The organism is Glutamicibacter sp. M10 (genome assembly GCF_025452055.1).
Lineage (GTDB): Bacteria > Actinomycetota > Actinomycetes > Actinomycetales > Micrococcaceae > Glutamicibacter.
In genome coordinates, this window is record NZ_CP104918.1 from 1469242 (window position 1) to 1484314 (window position 15073).

The 15073-nt window shown below is 55.0% G+C and carries 18 protein-coding genes; 13 read left to right on the top strand and 5 right to left on the bottom strand.

The window, feature by feature from the left end; all coding sequences use genetic code 11:
- Positions 1-46 precede the first annotated feature (46 nt).
- The 5 genes from N6V40_RS07180 to N6V40_RS07200 all read left to right on the top strand — a co-directional run bounded on the left by N6V40_RS07180 (position 47) and on the right by N6V40_RS07200 (position 2177).
- On the top strand, positions 47-592 hold the full coding sequence (locus tag N6V40_RS07180) for a type II secretion system F family protein (RefSeq protein ID WP_165477292.1): 546 nt from the start codon (positions 47-49) through the stop codon (positions 590-592).
- Entirely contained in the window at positions 589-1125 is a 537-nt protein-coding gene (locus N6V40_RS07185) for a type II secretion system F family protein (protein ID WP_262199539.1), read from the top strand. Before N6V40_RS07180 ends, N6V40_RS07185 begins: the two co-directional genes overlap by 4 nt.
- A 141-nt stretch (positions 1126-1266) precedes the next feature.
- On the top strand, positions 1267-1449 hold the full coding sequence (locus N6V40_RS07190; RefSeq protein WP_131088905.1) for a DUF4244 domain-containing protein: 183 nt from the start codon (positions 1267-1269) through the stop codon (positions 1447-1449).
- A gap of 3 nt (positions 1450-1452) precedes the next feature.
- A complete protein-coding gene (locus tag N6V40_RS07195) occupies positions 1453-1800 on the top strand; it encodes a TadE family type IV pilus minor pilin (protein WP_262199541.1) in 348 nt (115 codons plus the stop codon).
- On the top strand, positions 1797-2177 hold the full coding sequence (locus N6V40_RS07200; RefSeq protein ID WP_131088903.1) for an Rv3654c family TadE-like protein: 381 nt from the start codon (positions 1797-1799) through the stop codon (positions 2175-2177). The genes N6V40_RS07195 and N6V40_RS07200 overlap by 4 nt, the downstream gene beginning before the upstream one ends.
- 27 nt (positions 2178-2204) lie before the next feature.
- On the opposite strand, the gene N6V40_RS07205 is transcribed toward N6V40_RS07200, so the two are convergent.
- The 3 genes from N6V40_RS07205 to N6V40_RS07215 all read right to left on the bottom strand — a co-directional run bounded on the left by N6V40_RS07205 (position 2205) and on the right by N6V40_RS07215 (position 5291).
- Positions 2205-4535, bottom strand: a complete 2331-nt coding sequence (locus N6V40_RS07205; protein WP_131088902.1) for a DNA 3'-5' helicase SftH — start codon at positions 4533-4535, stop codon at positions 2205-2207.
- A 100-nt stretch (positions 4536-4635) separates the two neighbouring features.
- A complete protein-coding gene (locus N6V40_RS07210; protein WP_262199542.1) occupies positions 4636-4998 on the bottom strand; it encodes a GNAT family N-acetyltransferase in 363 nt (120 codons plus the stop codon).
- Positions 4992-5291: a hypothetical protein gene (locus tag N6V40_RS07215; protein WP_262199543.1), complete on the bottom strand. Its 300-nt coding sequence runs from the start codon at positions 5289-5291 to the stop codon at positions 4992-4994. Before N6V40_RS07215 ends, N6V40_RS07210 begins: the two co-directional genes overlap by 7 nt.
- A 164-nt stretch (positions 5292-5455) precedes the next feature.
- Here N6V40_RS07215 and N6V40_RS07220 point away from each other — a divergent pair, with 164 nt between their 5' ends.
- Positions 5456-6355, top strand: coding sequence for an oxygen-dependent tRNA uridine(34) hydroxylase TrhO (locus N6V40_RS07220; protein ID WP_131088900.1), 900 nt, complete (start codon positions 5456-5458; stop codon positions 6353-6355).
- Between the two features lie 57 nt (positions 6356-6412).
- Here the strand turns inward: N6V40_RS07220 and N6V40_RS07225 are convergent, their stop codons facing one another.
- Both N6V40_RS07225 and N6V40_RS07230 read right to left on the bottom strand, forming a co-directional pair.
- The gene (locus N6V40_RS07225) at positions 6413-6556 is read right to left on the bottom strand and encodes a hypothetical protein (RefSeq protein ID WP_262199544.1); all 144 of its coding nucleotides are present in this window, start codon (positions 6554-6556) and stop codon (positions 6413-6415) included.
- A gap of 53 nt (positions 6557-6609) precedes the next feature.
- The gene (locus N6V40_RS07230; protein WP_262199545.1) at positions 6610-6990 is read right to left on the bottom strand and encodes a hypothetical protein; all 381 of its coding nucleotides are present in this window, start codon (positions 6988-6990) and stop codon (positions 6610-6612) included.
- Positions 6991-7063: 73 nt separating this feature from the next.
- On the opposite strand from N6V40_RS07230, the gene N6V40_RS07235 reads away from it, so the two are divergent.
- The 7 genes from N6V40_RS07235 to proC all read left to right on the top strand — a co-directional run bounded on the left by N6V40_RS07235 (position 7064) and on the right by proC (position 15063).
- The gene (locus N6V40_RS07235) at positions 7064-8395 is read left to right on the top strand and encodes a DUF7059 domain-containing protein (RefSeq protein WP_262199546.1); all 1332 of its coding nucleotides are present in this window, start codon (positions 7064-7066) and stop codon (positions 8393-8395) included.
- A complete protein-coding gene (locus N6V40_RS07240) occupies positions 8380-8652 on the top strand; it encodes a hypothetical protein (RefSeq protein WP_262199547.1) in 273 nt (90 codons plus the stop codon). The genes N6V40_RS07235 and N6V40_RS07240 overlap by 16 nt, the downstream gene beginning before the upstream one ends.
- A gap of 23 nt (positions 8653-8675) precedes the next feature.
- Positions 8676-9326 (top strand): ArsR/SmtB family transcription factor, encoded by a 651-nt coding sequence (locus tag N6V40_RS07245; RefSeq protein ID WP_131088897.1) that lies wholly within the window; start codon positions 8676-8678, stop codon positions 9324-9326.
- A 193-nt stretch (positions 9327-9519) separates the two neighbouring features.
- Positions 9520-12279: a type I DNA topoisomerase gene (topA, locus tag N6V40_RS07250; protein WP_262199548.1), complete on the top strand. Its 2760-nt coding sequence runs from the start codon at positions 9520-9522 to the stop codon at positions 12277-12279.
- 32 nt (positions 12280-12311) lie between these two features.
- Positions 12312-13331 (top strand): Ppx/GppA family phosphatase, encoded by a 1020-nt coding sequence (locus N6V40_RS07255; RefSeq protein ID WP_131088895.1) that lies wholly within the window; start codon positions 12312-12314, stop codon positions 13329-13331.
- 60 nt (positions 13332-13391) lie between these two features.
- The gene (locus N6V40_RS07260; RefSeq protein WP_262199549.1) at positions 13392-14216 is read left to right on the top strand and encodes a sugar phosphate isomerase/epimerase family protein; all 825 of its coding nucleotides are present in this window, start codon (positions 13392-13394) and stop codon (positions 14214-14216) included.
- 4 nt (positions 14217-14220) lie between these two features.
- Entirely contained in the window at positions 14221-15063 is an 843-nt protein-coding gene (gene proC / locus N6V40_RS07265; protein WP_262199550.1) for a pyrroline-5-carboxylate reductase, read from the top strand.
- Positions 15064-15073 lie beyond the last annotated feature (10 nt).

Consider the following 15073-nt stretch of genomic DNA (forward strand, 5'->3'; position numbering starts at 1 on the left):
AAGATGGAAGAAAAGCAGCCAAGGGGCCCATCAAAAGAATCTGGCCTTGAGCGAAGACGCGCGCGTTATTCGAGAACTCTCGGCACTGCTTCGAAGCGGCGTGGGTTTCTATCCAGCGTTGGAGGCCCTGCTTGAAGTTGAAGAAAACACAGGCAATATTGCCCAAGCGTTGAAGGGCTTGCAGGCAACTCATCGGTTGAACAACCAGCCCGGCAACGAATCCGTATCGCTCAGCCGAAGTGGGCATCCGGCGGTTCAACGATTGCATTGGTGCCTGAAAATTTCTGAACGCAGCGGCGCTAGTTTGGCCGAAGTCCTTGAACGGCTAGCCGAGGATCTGGAATCAGCGTTGGTAGCTCAGCAATCCTTTGATGCAGCGATGGCCGGACCGAAAGCCACCACCAAGTTACTCACTTGGCTTCCCTTGGTTGGGTTCGGCTTCGGGTTACTCGTAGGCATCGACGTGATCGGAACAATCACTTCCTCATGGGCAGCCCAGTTGAGCGTAGCCGTCGGCGTAGGGCTCTGGGTTTTGAATAGATTCTGGTGTCAACGACTCCTGCACTCAACCTCAGCGCAGGCACTGTCATGAACACACTCATCTTGTTATCCGCAGCGCTCGCCGGACTTCTTAGCCTCGGCACCGGGATTACTGCGCGAATGTCTGCTCGATTGATACCAACAGAAGGGCCATCCAAGCGTCGTGACGCCCAGCAGCCCATCGAATTCGTCCTTGATTTGAGCGCCAGCCTGCTGGATGCAGGCATGCCTATTACGGAGATCTTGGACTTGCTTGGCAGCAATATAGAGCAGTGCACCGTTTTGCGAAGCGTCGCTCGGTGTCTGGAAATGAATCTCGCGTGGGATAAGGCATGGGAAGCCGCACCCCAATGGCTTGCGCCACTGCGCAAAGCACTGCTCTTCGCCCATACGACCGGTGCTCCGGCAGCTAATCTGCTGCGTAATACTGCCGCCCTTCAACGTCGAGAACACTCGCAAAAGGTGGCACGTCTCGGAGCACAGTTCGCGACGAAACTTGTTCTGCCCCTGGGTGCCTGTGCCTTGCCCGCTTTCATTGCGTTGGGCGTTGTGCCTCTGATCATCGCGCTGTTTCCCAGCCTCTAGATTGCCTGACGAGATGTTCATAAGAGTTATACCCAGATCGTTTGCAACTAGCTCAAGAACTTTACCGACTAGCTGAGAGTGAAGATACACCGTTGGCAGCGACAAAGCCGCCAACAACTAACACTGAGAAAGGTGAAAACAATGAACGGACAGTTCCGCGAAATCATGGACCAGCTGAAGGACGAGCAGGGTTCCACAACCGCCGAGTTTGCTATGGTCACCCTGGCCGCTGTGGCATTCGCCGGCTTGCTGATCAGCATTCTATCCAGCGGCGATGTACGTGGAATGCTGATGGGTCTGATCAGCAAAGCCCTGTCGCTGTAGGCCATGAAACTCAGCGATGAATCAGGAAGCAGCACCGCAGAATTTGCGGTGCTGCTTCCGGCGGTTGTGTTGATGCTCTCGCTCTTGCTGTGTTTAGGAGTCCTTGGGATCCAACAAATTCAAGTTCAACAGGCAGCCGGGGCCATAGCTAGGGAATTGGCCCGCGGCGAAGATGGATCAACAGCAAGAGCCAGCGGAGTCAGGTTGGCTGGAAATCAGGCCAGATTCACCATATCTAGTGGCGGTGGATTGTCGAAGGTGACGGTCAGCAAATCGGTGCAAATCCCCATCGTTGGCAGCATGCAGATTCATGGCCAAGCAAGTGTTGCCGTTGAAAGAAGTAGCCAATGATAAACATTCGAGATGAGCAAGGCAGCGGCGCTGTAGTGACCACGGCATTGGTGATCATTGCCTTGCTCCTGACTGGGGCGCTACTGACTTGGGTAGCCGCCGTCCACGCGGCAATGACTGCTGCCTCGGCCGCTGATCTAGCTGCCTTGGCCGGGGCCGATACGGCGCGAGGACTGCGCCCGGGAGATCCTTGTGGCGTTGCAGGAGAACTGGCAAACGCTAACAAGGCCCAGTTGGAATCGTGCCTGGTTGAAGCCGACGGGCAAACCGTGATGGTCACTGCCAAAGTCCCCATCGCTTCCCAAATTATGGGCTTCGAAATCTATGCGGCGAAAGCCACGGCCCGCGCCGGAGCACCACCACTGGATCAGCCCTAAGCAGAGGGGAGAGACATGAGCCGGGTACTAGCGGTGGTGTCGAGGCTCGACATCGTCCAAGACGGCGCTGAGCAGCAAGATGGCTCCGGCCTTGTCCAAAGGGTTATTGCGATTGCCGCACTTGGGGGATTGGACGCAGCTCGGGCAACCATATTGGCATTCGCAAGCATCAATAGCTTCTCTGGTAGCTCGAACCCAATCGGTGAACCGTTCAAATCCGCGCTCGGCAAATCCTGCCCCGCCAGGCTGAGCATCATAAACAAAGATAGTCGGTTCACCGGTGTCCATATGCAGGGCAGTAGAAACTCCGCCAATATCCCAGCGATCACTGGTGGCCACCAGTGGCAACAAACCGATCATGGCGTGTTCTGCGGCGTGAAGTGCACCGGGAAATTGATCCACGGTTAGACCAGCGCGCAGCAGTCGTTGCTCGGTCAACGTGAACCAGATTGACTTGGTATTCAGATCACGGGCTTCAAGCTCCAGAGGTTCTTCTGAAAGAACTTCATTAGATGCCACGGACTTTCTTTGGAATGAAACGACCTGGGTGGTCACGGTGACTTCACCAAAGTAAATGTTCAGCTCACGATGGCTACTTTTACGTTCTTCAGAATCGATGGCAACCGTAGTGAGGTCTCTCGCCGTGGTGTAGTAATCCGGGTTTACTCTGCTAACGACAACAACATGATTTTGTTCATCGAGTTCTTCCACATGGTAGCTGGCACCTTGATGCACATAGATGGCACCGGGGTGCGCCTGATAGTGCGTCTGAGGAGAATCCATGGTTCCCAAAAGTGCGCCAGTTTCAGCATCAATAATGTCCACCGGCCCGCCACCGTCAGCGCGAATAGAGAACATCGCGGCCGCATGCTGCGGGTGGGTCCAGAACCAGCCGGCAGGTCGGCGCCGCAAGTAGCCTCGCTGAACTAAAGATTCGAGAAGTTCTTCAGTCTTCGGGCCGAAAAGTTCCAGCTCTTCGGGACGCAACGGGGATTCTTGGGCGGCAGCACACAAGTGTCCGCTCAGTACGTACTTATTGTGTGGATCAAAAACTGTAGCTTCGACACCCAAATCAAAGATGGCTTCCGGATGATGAGCAAGATAGGTATCCAACGGATCTTCGGCGGCAACAAAAATAGCCAAGGCATCTTGACCCGAGCGGCCCGCTCGACCAATCTGCTGGAAGAACGATGCTCTGGTACCTGGCCATCCGGCAACGACGACCGCATCAAGACCTGCGATATCGATGCCGAGCTCCAAGGCCGAAGTTGAGGTGACTCCCAGAAGCTCTCCACTTCGTAACTGCCGCTCAACTTCTCGACGTTCCGTCGGTAGATAGCCCGAACGATAGGCAGCCAAACGAACCGAGAGCTCTGGTGCGAAGCGTTCAAGGTGTTTACGTGTCAGTGTTGCTATGGTTTCGGCGCCACGTCGAGACTTGATGAAAACGATGGTGCGTACGTGATCTGCCATCAAGTCGGTGAGGATTGACGCGCTCTCAGCAATGGCAGTTCTGCGAACCGGGGCACCGTTTTCACCCTTATGCTCGGTCAACGGAGGTTCCCACAAGCCGATGACTAGTTCGCCACTGGACGAAAAATCATGGACTACCGCCTTGGCGGGTGCCCCGATGAGCCGCCCAAAAGATTCTTCTGGATCGGAGCTTGTTGCCGAGGCACCGATGAACACCGGTGTGCTTCCGTAGTGCTCACAGATTCGACGCAAACGGCGTAACAGGTTAGCTACATGGGCTCCGAAGACGCCGCGGTAGGAATGGGCTTCATCGATCACGATGTAGCGCAGACGCTTGAAGAACCGTGACCACGCTGGATGGTTGGGCATGATCCCGCGGTGCAACATATCAGGATTGGTGAAAACAAAATTGGCATGCTGGCGAACCCAAGCGCGGGTGGCCTGATCAGTATCGCCGTCGTAGGGAGCTGCGCGGACACCGGGAACATCCAAAGCTTGAACCGCGGAGAGCTGATCAGCCGCCAAGGCTTTGGTAGGGCAAATGTAGAGGATAGAAGCGGCAGAATCAGCATCATTAAATCCGCTGTCTCGCGCCTTGAACAGCACGTCCAAACTTGGCATCAGGTAGGCCATCGACTTACCCGAGGCGGTGCCGGTCGACACGATGGTGTGCTGCCCCTCATGAATGAGGTTGGCAGCTTGCGCTTGGTGCAACCACGGCTTTTGAATGCCTAAGCCTTGGAAAGTTTCGATCAGTTCAGTGCTGAGCCATTGCGGCCAGTCGCTGGTCACTTCATCTTTGGCTGGCCTTGAACGACGATGAAGAACCGCATCCGGATCATTAGTCCGGTCATACGGATCCAGCAGGGAACGCACTGACTTCACGTGGACGCCTTTCGGAACCAAAAATTGCTGAAGTTAAAGACTATCGCCGTACCCAACACTTTGATGCGTCGGATACGGCGAAAGAAAAATACTAGATAGTTCAGGCTTTGAACATGACAACTTTGCCTAGGGAAGTCCAGCCCAGTGAAGCGTAAAGCTGCTGGCCGTCAACCGAAGCAATGAGCAGGCCTTCGTCCACGTCGTGTTCCTGAGCCAAAGAGGCCAGAGCGCGCATGATCAAGGTACCCAGGCCAAGGCGACGGAAGTCTGCACCGGTGATGATGCGGTCAAAAATTGCCACACCGTTAACGGCCGACACGTGACCTGAGGCGGCCACTACTTCTTGGTTGCCCTCGGGGTGCAAGGAAACATAAGCGTGGGTGCCATCGCGTTCAATCTGGAAGACAAAGCCATCAATGGGCAACGGTACTTCAACGTCGTGCACGGCAAGTTCAGTCACCATGAGTGCTTCGTCGTCGGCAGTAACCTGTAGGCCAACCTCGCTGGCGATGGCGACCAAATTTTCGGCCGAATCATCAAACGCGGTAAGGCGACGGTTAGGGTGTTTTTTAGAGTTTCGGCGACTGCAGCCAGTTCCTCTTTAGAAGGGCCATAGATCACGTATTCCCAGTCTTCGGTGGTGTCATGACGCAGGGCAGCATGGACTCGTCCCTCATTGCGAGTTTCGTAGCCACGGGCGCCAGCCCAGCCGGTGACCCAGGTGCCGATCAGTTCATCGCTTGCGTTTGATGCCATAATTTGACCCTACCTTGTCTTTCCTAGGAATTTGCTGATGTCGACCTAATCGTTGCCTAGTTGAAACTCTTGGACCACCGGACCACTGGAAATTTCGCGACGAATCAGTGTGACGTTGCTCTTTTACTCGGCGTTTCGCGACCAAAAGCTACTAATATTGTATGGTGGCCATTCATCGCATAGTTCTGTATTACGCATTTACTCCGCTTCCTGACCCAGAGGCAATTCGCCTGTGGCAACGTTCACTGTTGGAACGTTGGGGACTACGCGGACGCATCATCATCTCCAAGCAAGGTATTAACGGTACCGTCGGTGGCGAGATCTCGGCTGTTAAGGCTTACGTCAAAGCCACCCGCGAACTTCCTGCCTTCAAAAAAATGGACATCAAGTGGTCCGAAGGCTCCGCAGAAGACTTCCCACGTATTTCGGTCAAGGTCCGCGACGAGATAGTCACCTTCGGTGCGCCCGGCGAACTGGAAGTAGACGAAAACGGTGTTGTTGGCGGCGGAACCCACCTGCGCCCCGAGGAACTTCACGAGTTGGTAGACACCAAGAAGAAGTCCGGCGAAAAGGTGCACTTCTTTGACGGACGAAACGCCTTCGAAGCGCAGATCGGTAAGTTCAAGGACGCTATCGTTCCTGAAGTTGATACCACGCGTGACTTTGTAGCCGAACTTGATTCGGGCAAATACGACCACCTCAAGGACCAGCCGGTAGTTACCTACTGCACCGGTGGCATCCGTTGCGAAGTACTCTCAGCGCTGATGGTTAAGCGCGGCTTCCAAGAGGTGTACCAGATGCAAGGCGGCATCGTTCGTTACGGCGAAAAGTATGCGGATGAAGGCCTGTGGGAAGGATCCCTCTATGTCTTCGACAAGCGTATGCACACCGAGTTCTCGGAAGATGCCGTAACCATCGGCAAGTGCGTTGGCTGTCAGGGACCAACCAACAAGTTTGAAAACTGCTCAAACCCAACCTGTCGTAACCTGCGCCTGTTCTGCGAGGACTGCGCACATGATGAGCAGCTACGTCGCTGCCCAGATTGCAACAGCGTGGATGCCTAAGCGCATCTCATAAAGAGGCTCGGCACCAATTTCTCGCGAAGTTGGTGCCGAGCTTTTCTATTTGGCAGCCACCGGCCATAATCCGGTCGATGCATCGCGTACCTCGGATTCTTCAACCTCGGTGCGATAGATCTTCAGACCGCGGGCCAGATAGTTAGGCAGCGCAGCGGGAGAATCGAGCGAGCACGTATGCAGCCACACTCGGGAGACCTCAGGTAAAGCAGGCCACCGGCTTGCTAAGCGCCACGCCTGAGTCAAAGCTTGGTCAAGTAAAACTCCGCCGAGTCCCTGGCCCGTGGCATCAGGGAAAAGTCCGAAGTAAAAATCTCCACTTCGCTTCCACCCTGCCCGGCTTCGGTGACCAGCTCGAAGTAACCGCGTGGTGCGCCGCCCCGATAGAGGACCCACGTTTCAGAACCAGGACGTATCAGAACTTCGTTCCACACTTCCCTTGTCGAATCCAACCGGTCAGTCCAATTTAGTTCGCTGCCTACGCTTTGGTAGAGGAAGCGTGAGAATTCTGGGGTGATCTGCTCAACTTGTTCAATTCGTGCGTCGCTGGGAAGGGTCTTGGTGGAGCCGATGAGCTCATCCGAGGACAGCTGCTGAAGGAAGGTAACAGTCACTTGAGTCATGCCCACATCCTATTCGGGGCAGGGCGAATCAAGCTATCTGCGCACAGTTGCGTGACTGGGTAGACTTGAAGATGTGAATGCCGCTGAATTTTCTGCCCTGGACGATACCCCTCAAAGTTCCGATCAAACCTTGATTGACTTGCTAGTCAAAGACTTGGATGACCTCGGATATAGCTACGAAAACGTCCTAGAGTTGATCGGTGAAGAAGCGGCCTCCGCATTTGCCCGGGACCAAATTCACCCGGCCTTGCGAATACTAGATCGCCAAACACCTGATTCGCCTTTGGCATCTGTGATCCGACTCTTCCAGCTGGCCCAAACCGTATCTGAATCCGCGATCAATCAGGCGTTTAGCCATGTGAAAGTGGAAGGTCTGATCAAACTCGGCCTTATCGATGCGTGGGCCAGTGGTTTCCGTGCCACCATCGCCTTGGCGCTGCATTCCTCAGACGTGGACGGTGAGCTGTGGGTGGCTCATGACCTTGGTGCACATCAGCGCCCAGGTGTATTGCGCACTGACCACGTATTGGGAATTGGCCAAGCATCGCTGACACTGGCACAGCTGACAATTCGAGCCGACGTTCAACGGGCTTTGGACCTTGGCACCGGTTGCGGAATCCAGCTCTTCCACCTGCTGTCTCATGCACAACATGTCACGGCAACTGACCTTTCGGCTCGCGCCTTGGGCTTTGCCCGATTCAATCTGTTGCTCAACCACCGGGCGCTGAAGCTTGACCCACAGAATCTTGAAGCTCGTGTGACGCTGTTGCAGGGGAGCCTCTTCGAACCGGTAGCCGGGCAGAGCTTTGAACTGATCGCTAGCAATCCACCGTTTGTGATCACCCCTCGCAGTTCTAATGAGCGAGCCAAAGACCGATTCACTTATCGTGATGGCGGCATGGCTGGAGACAACCTGGTGAGCACGCTCATTGAGCAGGCACCGCAGTTCCTGGCTCCTGGCGGTTCGCTGCAGATGCTCTCTAACTGGGAGATTCCTCGCATAGATGACGAGTCGGATGCTTCGTGGGATACACGAGTTCGCCAATGGTTCGCAGAAGACCTGGACGTCTGGGTCATTGAACGTGAGCAGACTACCCCCAGTGGTTATGCCGAAACGTGGCTACGGGACTCTTCACAGACCGAAGACTCAAGCTCCTATATTGCCGCTTACAACGCGTACCTTGATGATTTTGAATCCCGTGCCGTAGCTGCGGTGGGCTTCGGGTTGGTCTACTTCCGCAAGCCGGTAGACGGCCATCGGGTCTTGCAAAGTTATGAGCAGATCACCCACCAGGTGGAGCAGCCGCTGGCCCCGACTTTGCAGCGCGATATCGCCATGGCTGATGAACTGGCAGCCGCAGGAGAAGATTTTAAAACTGGCACCTGCTGGTGGCCGAAGACGTGACCGAAGAGCGCCATCAGCGTCCCGGAGCTGAGCATCCTGGGGTGATTTTGCTTCGCCAAGGTGCGGGTCTGCGTAGAACCGAACTCCTTGATACTGCACAAGCCGGATTTGTTTCTGCCTGCGACGGTGATTTGTCCGTAAATCAACTAGTCAACGCGCTAGATTCGCTGATTGGTGAGGGCGAGGAAGACTTTGCGGAACGGCTTTATGAAGCAGTGAAGCGCCTCTTGCTACACGGTATGCTTCGTAAAATGTGAAACAAGCGCTAAAGTTCTTGCCTATGACACGCAACACAATAGAGGAGCAGGCTCCTGCAGCCTCGACCCAGGAGAGCGAATTTCCACAGGTCGTCTCCATTACGGACCCACAGGCCATTCGTGCTTTGGCCCATGACGCGCGACTAATCGTTTTGGATGAGCTCTTTGCCTCGCAGACTACTCGCACTGCAACTGAACTCGCATCGCTGTGTGATCTAACGCCTAGCGCCATGAGCTATCACTTGCGTGCGCTTGAAAAATACGGGTATGTGATCCGTGCAGCAAGCGAAGGTGATGCCCGCGAGCGTAGGTGGCGTGCGGCCGGTGAACGGTTGGAACTGAACACTCAGATCGACTCCTCTAACGCCAAGACTGCATATCTAAACGTGCAATTAAACGCATTTAGAACACGGTTGAACGCCGAAGTTCAGCGACGCCAAAATGAAGCGAACGCAGGAATCACCCCAGATCCTGATCGCCCACCTATGCTCACTAGCGGTTTGGTCTTCCTTTCTGAAGATAAACAGCGTGAGTTCAATCGCAGAATGTTGGACCTTGTCTACGAGTACGAGGCGAAAGCTACTGCTGAGGAACGAAGCATTGACTCCCGTCGTATGTTCTACTTAATCTCGTTGCTTCCCGAATATCAGAGTTCCGGTGAAGCAGCGTTGTAAAAAGCCTCACTCAAACCACGGTTATCCCTCGGTGTAAGATCATCGGGAAATGTGGCTATAGAGTAGGCACAAAGAACGAAGCTGCGATGGCGGACTGATTCGGGGTCTAAATAAGACTCCTAAAGTCCGGACTGTTTAAAAGGAGTGCTGTGCCCCCAAGGCCAAAGAAAAGACTGGTAAGAAACTCGTTATCGTGGAGTCTCCTGCCAAGGTGAAGTCGATCGCCAAGTATTTGGGCGAGGGCTTTGACGTTGATGCATCGGTGGGGCACATTCGCGATCTTCCACAGCCATCAGAACTACCAACCGAGTTGAAGAAGACGTCGGTGGGCAAGTTTGCTGTTGATTTGGATAATGACTTTGAGCCTTACTACATGGTCTATCCAGACAAGAAAAAGCGCGTTTCAGAACTGAAAGCCAAGCTTAAAGAAGCTGACGAACTTTACCTCGCAACCGATGCGGACCGCGAAGGCGAAGCCATCGCGTGGCACCTGTTGCAGGTGCTTAAGCCCAAAGTTCCAGTACGTCGTCTGGCCTTCACCGAAATCACCAAGGAAGGTATTTCTCGCGCACTGGAAAACATGCGCGAGTTGGATACCGACCTCGTTGATGCCCAGGAAACCCGTCGTGTTTTGGACCGTCTGTACGGTTACGAGATCTCGCCGGTACTGTGGCGCAAGGTAGCTCGTGGCCTGTCTGCAGGTCGTGTGCAGTCTGTGGCTACTCGTCTGGTTGTTGAGCGTGAACGCGAACGTATGGCGTTCATCCCGGCTGGATACTGGGACGTGAAAGGCAACTTTGCCACTAAAGAAGGCGAAGGCTTCGAAGCGAAGCTCGCTGCCGTTGACGGCGCCCGCGTGGCCTCGGGCCGTGACTTTGATGACCGCGGTGCACTAAAGGCAACTCGCAACAAGCTCGCTCACCTGGATCAAGAATCGGCTCAGTCGCTGGTTACCAATCTTTCCGACACTGACTTTGCTGTCACCTCGGTTGAAGATAAGCCGTACACACGTCGTCCGGCCGCACCATTTACCACTTCCACGTTGCAGCAGGAAGCCTCGCGCAAGTTGCGCTGGAGCTCCAAGCTGACCATGCAGATCGCTCAGCGCCTGTATGAAAACGGTTATATCACCTACATGCGTACGGACTCGGTCTTCCTCTCGCAGGAAGCAACCACCGCCGCACGCAAGCAGGCCACCGAACTTTATGGTGCCGACTCGGTGCCAGCCAAGCCACGTGTTTACAAGGCCAAGTCCGATGCTGCACAGGAAGCTCACGAAGCGATCCGTCCAGCCGGTGACATGTTCCGTCGTCCCAAGGATGTGCGTTCCTCGCTGTCCAAGGATGAAAACGCACTCTACGAGCTGATCTGGAAGCGCACCGTTGCTTCGCAGATGGCAGATGCCAAGGGCTTCACCGCCACCATCAAGCTTCAGGGCACCGCTAGTGATAGCCGCGTTGCTGAATTCTCAGCCTCTGGTACCGTGATTACCTTCCGCGGATTCCTTTCGGCCTACGAAGAAGGCAAGGATGAGCAGGCTATTGAAGCTGCTGCCGCTGACGCTGAGGCACGCCTGCCACAGCTGAGTGTCGGACAGTACTTGGCAGGAGATGAGCTTCTGGCCTTGGGCCACGAAACTTCCCCGCCAGCACGCTACACCGAAGCCTCGATTGTTGCTGAGCTGGAAAAGCGCGAAATTGGTCGCCCTTCAACCTACGCACCAACAATCTCCACCATCATGGATCGTGGCTACGTCACCAAGCGTGGCGGAGCTTTGGTTCCTAGCTGGATTGCCTTCTCTGTTATTCGTTTGCTCGAAGAGCATTTTGCTAAGTACGTTGACTACGATTTCACCGCACGGTTGGAAGATGACCTCGACGAGATCGCCAAGGGTCAGCGCGCTCGTAGCGATTGGCTGAACCTGTTCTACTTCGGCAAGGGCGCAGAGTCTGAATCCGAAGGCCTGAAGCATGTAGTCGATAACCTCGGTGACATTGATGCGCGCGCCATCAACTCCATCCCAGTCACTGATGACATCACCTTGCGTGTGGGCAAGTTCGGTCCTTACCTTGAACGTGCCATCCCGGAAGGTGCTGAAGAAGGTACCGAGCCACAGCGCGCCAACGTGCCTGAAGATTTGGCACCGGATGAGCTGACTGCACAGAAGGCTGAAGAGCTCTTTGCTACCTCGCAGGTCTCGGAAAACGAACTGGGCACTGACCCAGAAACGGGCCGTGCGATTGTGGCCAAGGACGGTCGCTATGGCGCCTATGTCACGGAGATCATTCCAGAGCCAACGGCCGAAGATTTGGCTGCTCAGCCTGTGGAGTACTACAAGAATGGCAAGCCTAAGCCACCTAAGAAGCCGGTCAAGCTTAAGCCTCGCACCGCTTCACTATTCAAGAGCATGACCGTTGAGACGGTGACCTTGGATGATGCGTTGAAGCTGATGAGCTTGCCACGCGTGCTGGGTGCAGATGCTGAGGGTGAAGAGATCACCGTACAGAACGGTCGCTTTGGTCCATACCTGAAGAAGGGTAGCGATTCGCGCTCAATTGAGAGCGAAGATCAGATCTTCACCATCACTTTGGATGAAGCTCTGGAGATCTACTCGCAGCCAAAGCAACGTGGTCGCCGCGCTGCTGTTCCGCCACTGGCAGAGTTCGGTGCGGATCCGACAAGCGAAAAGAACATCGTGGTCAAGGATGGTCGTTTCGGTCCTTATATCACCGATGGGATTACCAACATCACCGTTCCGCGAGGAACGTCGTTGGAGGAGCTGACTCGCGAGCAGGCTATCGAATTGCTGGCAGACAAGCGCGCCCGCGGCCCGGTAAAACGTACCGCGAAGAAGGCGCCAGCGAAGAAGGCTCCGGCCAAGAAAGCCACCGCCAAGAAGGCGCCAGCAAAGAAGACTACGACCAAAAAGACGACCGCAAAAAAGACTGATTAGAATTTTTTGCTCGGCCAAATGAGGAGCGCACCATGCGACTAGGTGTACTGGATATCGGTTCGAATACCGTTCACCTTTTGCTCGTCGACGCATACCCAGGAGCCCGACCGGTTCCCTATGCATCGCACAAGCGTCCACTGTCCTTGGTGCGCTACCTCAACGAATACGGTGCCATTACCGAAGAGGGCCAGCAAGAGCTGATTTCATTTATTGATGAAGCAGTGAAATTTGCTGGAAGCCATCAGGTGGAAGACTTTATGGCCTTCTGTACATCGGCTATTCGTGAATCTTCCAACGGTGCCAGTGTGCTGGAACGAGTCAAAACTCAGACCGGTGTGAGCTTGATGGAACTATCCGGTGAAGAAGAAGCCGGCATGACCTTCTACTCGGTACGTCGTTGGTTTGGTTGGTCTTCGGAATCTATCCTCAACCTGGATATGGGTGGCGGTTCGTTAGAGCTGGCCTATGGCACCGACGAATTCCCACAGGCCGCATTCTCGGTGCCTTTGGGTGCCGGACGCCTGACTCGTGAATGGCTGCCGAATGACTTGCCGTCGATCAAAGAGGTCAAGGAATTGCGTACCTATGTACGCGACGTCCTGAATGACCCTTCGACCGAGCTGCGCCAATACGGAAAACCAACGTTGGCCACGGCAACATCTAAAACTTTCCGTTCATTGGCCCGCATCACCGGAGCTGCTCCGAGTGATGAAGGTCCGTACGTGAAACGTGTACTAAACCGTGACGCGCTAAAGCTCTGGACTAACCGTCTGACAGCGATGAGCTGGGCCGAGCGAGCCGAGCTGCCAGGGGTCTCAGAGATCCGTGCACCGCAGCTGTTAGCTGGCGCCATTGTGGCTCACGAAGCGATGAGCGCGTTGAAGCTGAAATCCATCCGAATCTGCCCATGGGCAATTCGTGAAGGATTGATGCTGCGCCGTTTTGATCACGTGATGTTTGCTTCAGCGACACCGCTCAGTAGTAGCGTGGGTGTGGGAGAAGTACCCTTGGCTTATGAAAAAGACCAGTTCTTGAAAGAGCCAAGTAGCTAGAGTTTCTCAGTGATACAGGTGCCCTTGAACTAGGGCGCCACCGTAACAGGAGGCAGGGGCATGGAAGACCAGAAGAGTTCTCACCGGGTGCCGGTCACCTTGTCCAGCGCGTCCGTCTACCCGCTATCGGTCCATGACGCGTTCGCTATGGCCAAAGACGTGGGATATGACGGCATTGAGGTCCTGATTACCGGAAATGCTGCAAGCCAGTCCGCTGACGCGCTCAAAAAATTGATGGATAAGTACCAACTGCCCATCATGGCCATCCACGCACCGACCCTGTTGTTGACTCAGCAGGTGTGGGGTTCGGCCTGGGCCAAGGTGGAACGCTCGGTCATCCTGGCTCAAGCAGTGGGCGCCAGCGTCGTAGTGGCACACCCGCCATTCAGATGGCAGGGCACCTACGCTGAAGGCTTCGCCGATGGTGTCCAGCGTCTGGTTGATACCACCGGGATGAAAATCGCCGTGGAGAATATGTACCCGTGGCGCGCCCGAGGCCGCGAAGCAAAAATGTACTTGCCGCACTGGAACCCAGTTCCGCAAAATTACCAACACGTCACGTGGGACTTCTCCCACGCTGCCATTGCCAATACCGATTCACGCCAAGCCGTGGAGGACCTCGGTGAGCGATTAACCCACGTGCACCTTTGCGACGGTCTTGATAACGGTAAAGACGAGCACTTGGTACCGGGCCTAGGAACACAGCGCGTGGCCGAAACCTTGCAGTATTTGCGGGACGTTCAGTGGTCAGGAACCATGGCGGTTGAAGTCTCCACGCGCAAGGCAAAGAATACCGGCCAAAAAGAAGAGTGGCTGGGAAAGACCCTTGAATTTGCTCGTGAGCACTTATCTGCAAGCTCCGAGCACGACCCAATGAAACAATGAACTTATGAGTGAAGCAACAAAGAACCTAAAACTGTCCTTCCTCGGCACCGGATCCATGAATGGTGCCATCCTTCGCGGCATTGTCGCTTCAGGCCACGATCCCAAGCTGATCACCGCCACCATCCGTAGCGACAAGCGAGCTGCAGAACTTCGCGAACTAGGCATCAACGTGCTGGTTAGCGAAGAAGACTCATCGGCCAACGCTAAGGCTGCCGCCGACTCCGACATCATTTTCCTGGGTGTAAAGCCAGTAGGAATTACTGACTTGTGTGAAGAGATTTCCGAATCCCTCACCGCAGAAAAGGTTGTCGTTTCAGTCGCTGCCGCCATCACCCTGGCAAGCATGCAGGCACACTTGCCTGCTGACCAGCCGGTGATTCGCTCCATGCCAAACACCCCATTGATGGTTGGCGCAGGCGTAGTTGGCTTGAGCCCAGCTCAAAGCGTGAGCGAAACGCAGACCGCACTTGTCAGCGACCTACTTTCAGGTTCCGGCGACGTTCACGTCATCGATGAGTCCCAGCAAAATGCACTCTCGGCGATTTCAGGATCAGGCCCTGCCTACGCCTTCTACCTGGCTGAAGCCATGGCTAACGCCGGTGTAGCGATGGGTCTGGATGAAAAGCTATCCATCGATCTGGCCCGAGCCACCGTTGCCGGTGCCGGCAAGATGCTTTCTGATCCGAACGCTAACCCGGGTGAGCTGCGCAAGGCTGTGACCAGCCCTAAGGGCACCACCGAGCAGGCCATCCTTACTTTTGATGAGCAGGGTATCCCAAAGATTATTGCTGCGGGCACCCAGGCTGCTGCTGCACGTGCGGCCAAGCTCAGCGAGGAACTAGGCTAATCGCCGTTTC

Excerpts from the sequence above, each read along its gene's own strand:
- N6V40_RS07185 (WP_262199539.1), top strand. The coding sequence starts at position 589 with ATGAACACACTCATCTTGTTATCCGCAGCGCTCGCCGGACTTCTTAGC.
- N6V40_RS07190 (WP_131088905.1), top strand. The coding sequence starts at position 1,267 with ATGAACGGACAGTTCCGCGAAATCATGGACCAGCTGAAGGACGAGCAG.
- N6V40_RS07195 (WP_262199541.1), top strand. The coding sequence starts at position 1,453 with ATGAAACTCAGCGATGAATCAGGAAGCAGCACCGCAGAATTTGCGGTG.
- N6V40_RS07200 (WP_131088903.1), top strand. The coding sequence starts at position 1,797 with ATGATAAACATTCGAGATGAGCAAGGCAGCGGCGCTGTAGTGACCACG.
- N6V40_RS07210 (WP_262199542.1), bottom strand. The coding sequence starts at position 4,998 with ATGGTGACTGAACTTGCCGTGCACGACGTTGAAGTACCGTTGCCCATT.
- N6V40_RS07215 (WP_262199543.1), bottom strand. The coding sequence starts at position 5,291 with ATGGCATCAAACGCAAGCGATGAACTGATCGGCACCTGGGTCACCGGC.
- N6V40_RS07230 (WP_262199545.1), bottom strand. The coding sequence starts at position 6,990 with ATGACTCAAGTGACTGTTACCTTCCTTCAGCAGCTGTCCTCGGATGAG.
- N6V40_RS07245 (WP_131088897.1), top strand. The coding sequence starts at position 8,676 with ATGACACGCAACACAATAGAGGAGCAGGCTCCTGCAGCCTCGACCCAG.
- N6V40_RS07255 (WP_131088895.1), top strand. The coding sequence starts at position 12,312 with ATGCGACTAGGTGTACTGGATATCGGTTCGAATACCGTTCACCTTTTG.
- N6V40_RS07260 (WP_262199549.1), top strand. The coding sequence starts at position 13,392 with ATGGAAGACCAGAAGAGTTCTCACCGGGTGCCGGTCACCTTGTCCAGC.
- proC (WP_262199550.1), top strand. The coding sequence starts at position 14,221 with ATGAGTGAAGCAACAAAGAACCTAAAACTGTCCTTCCTCGGCACCGGA.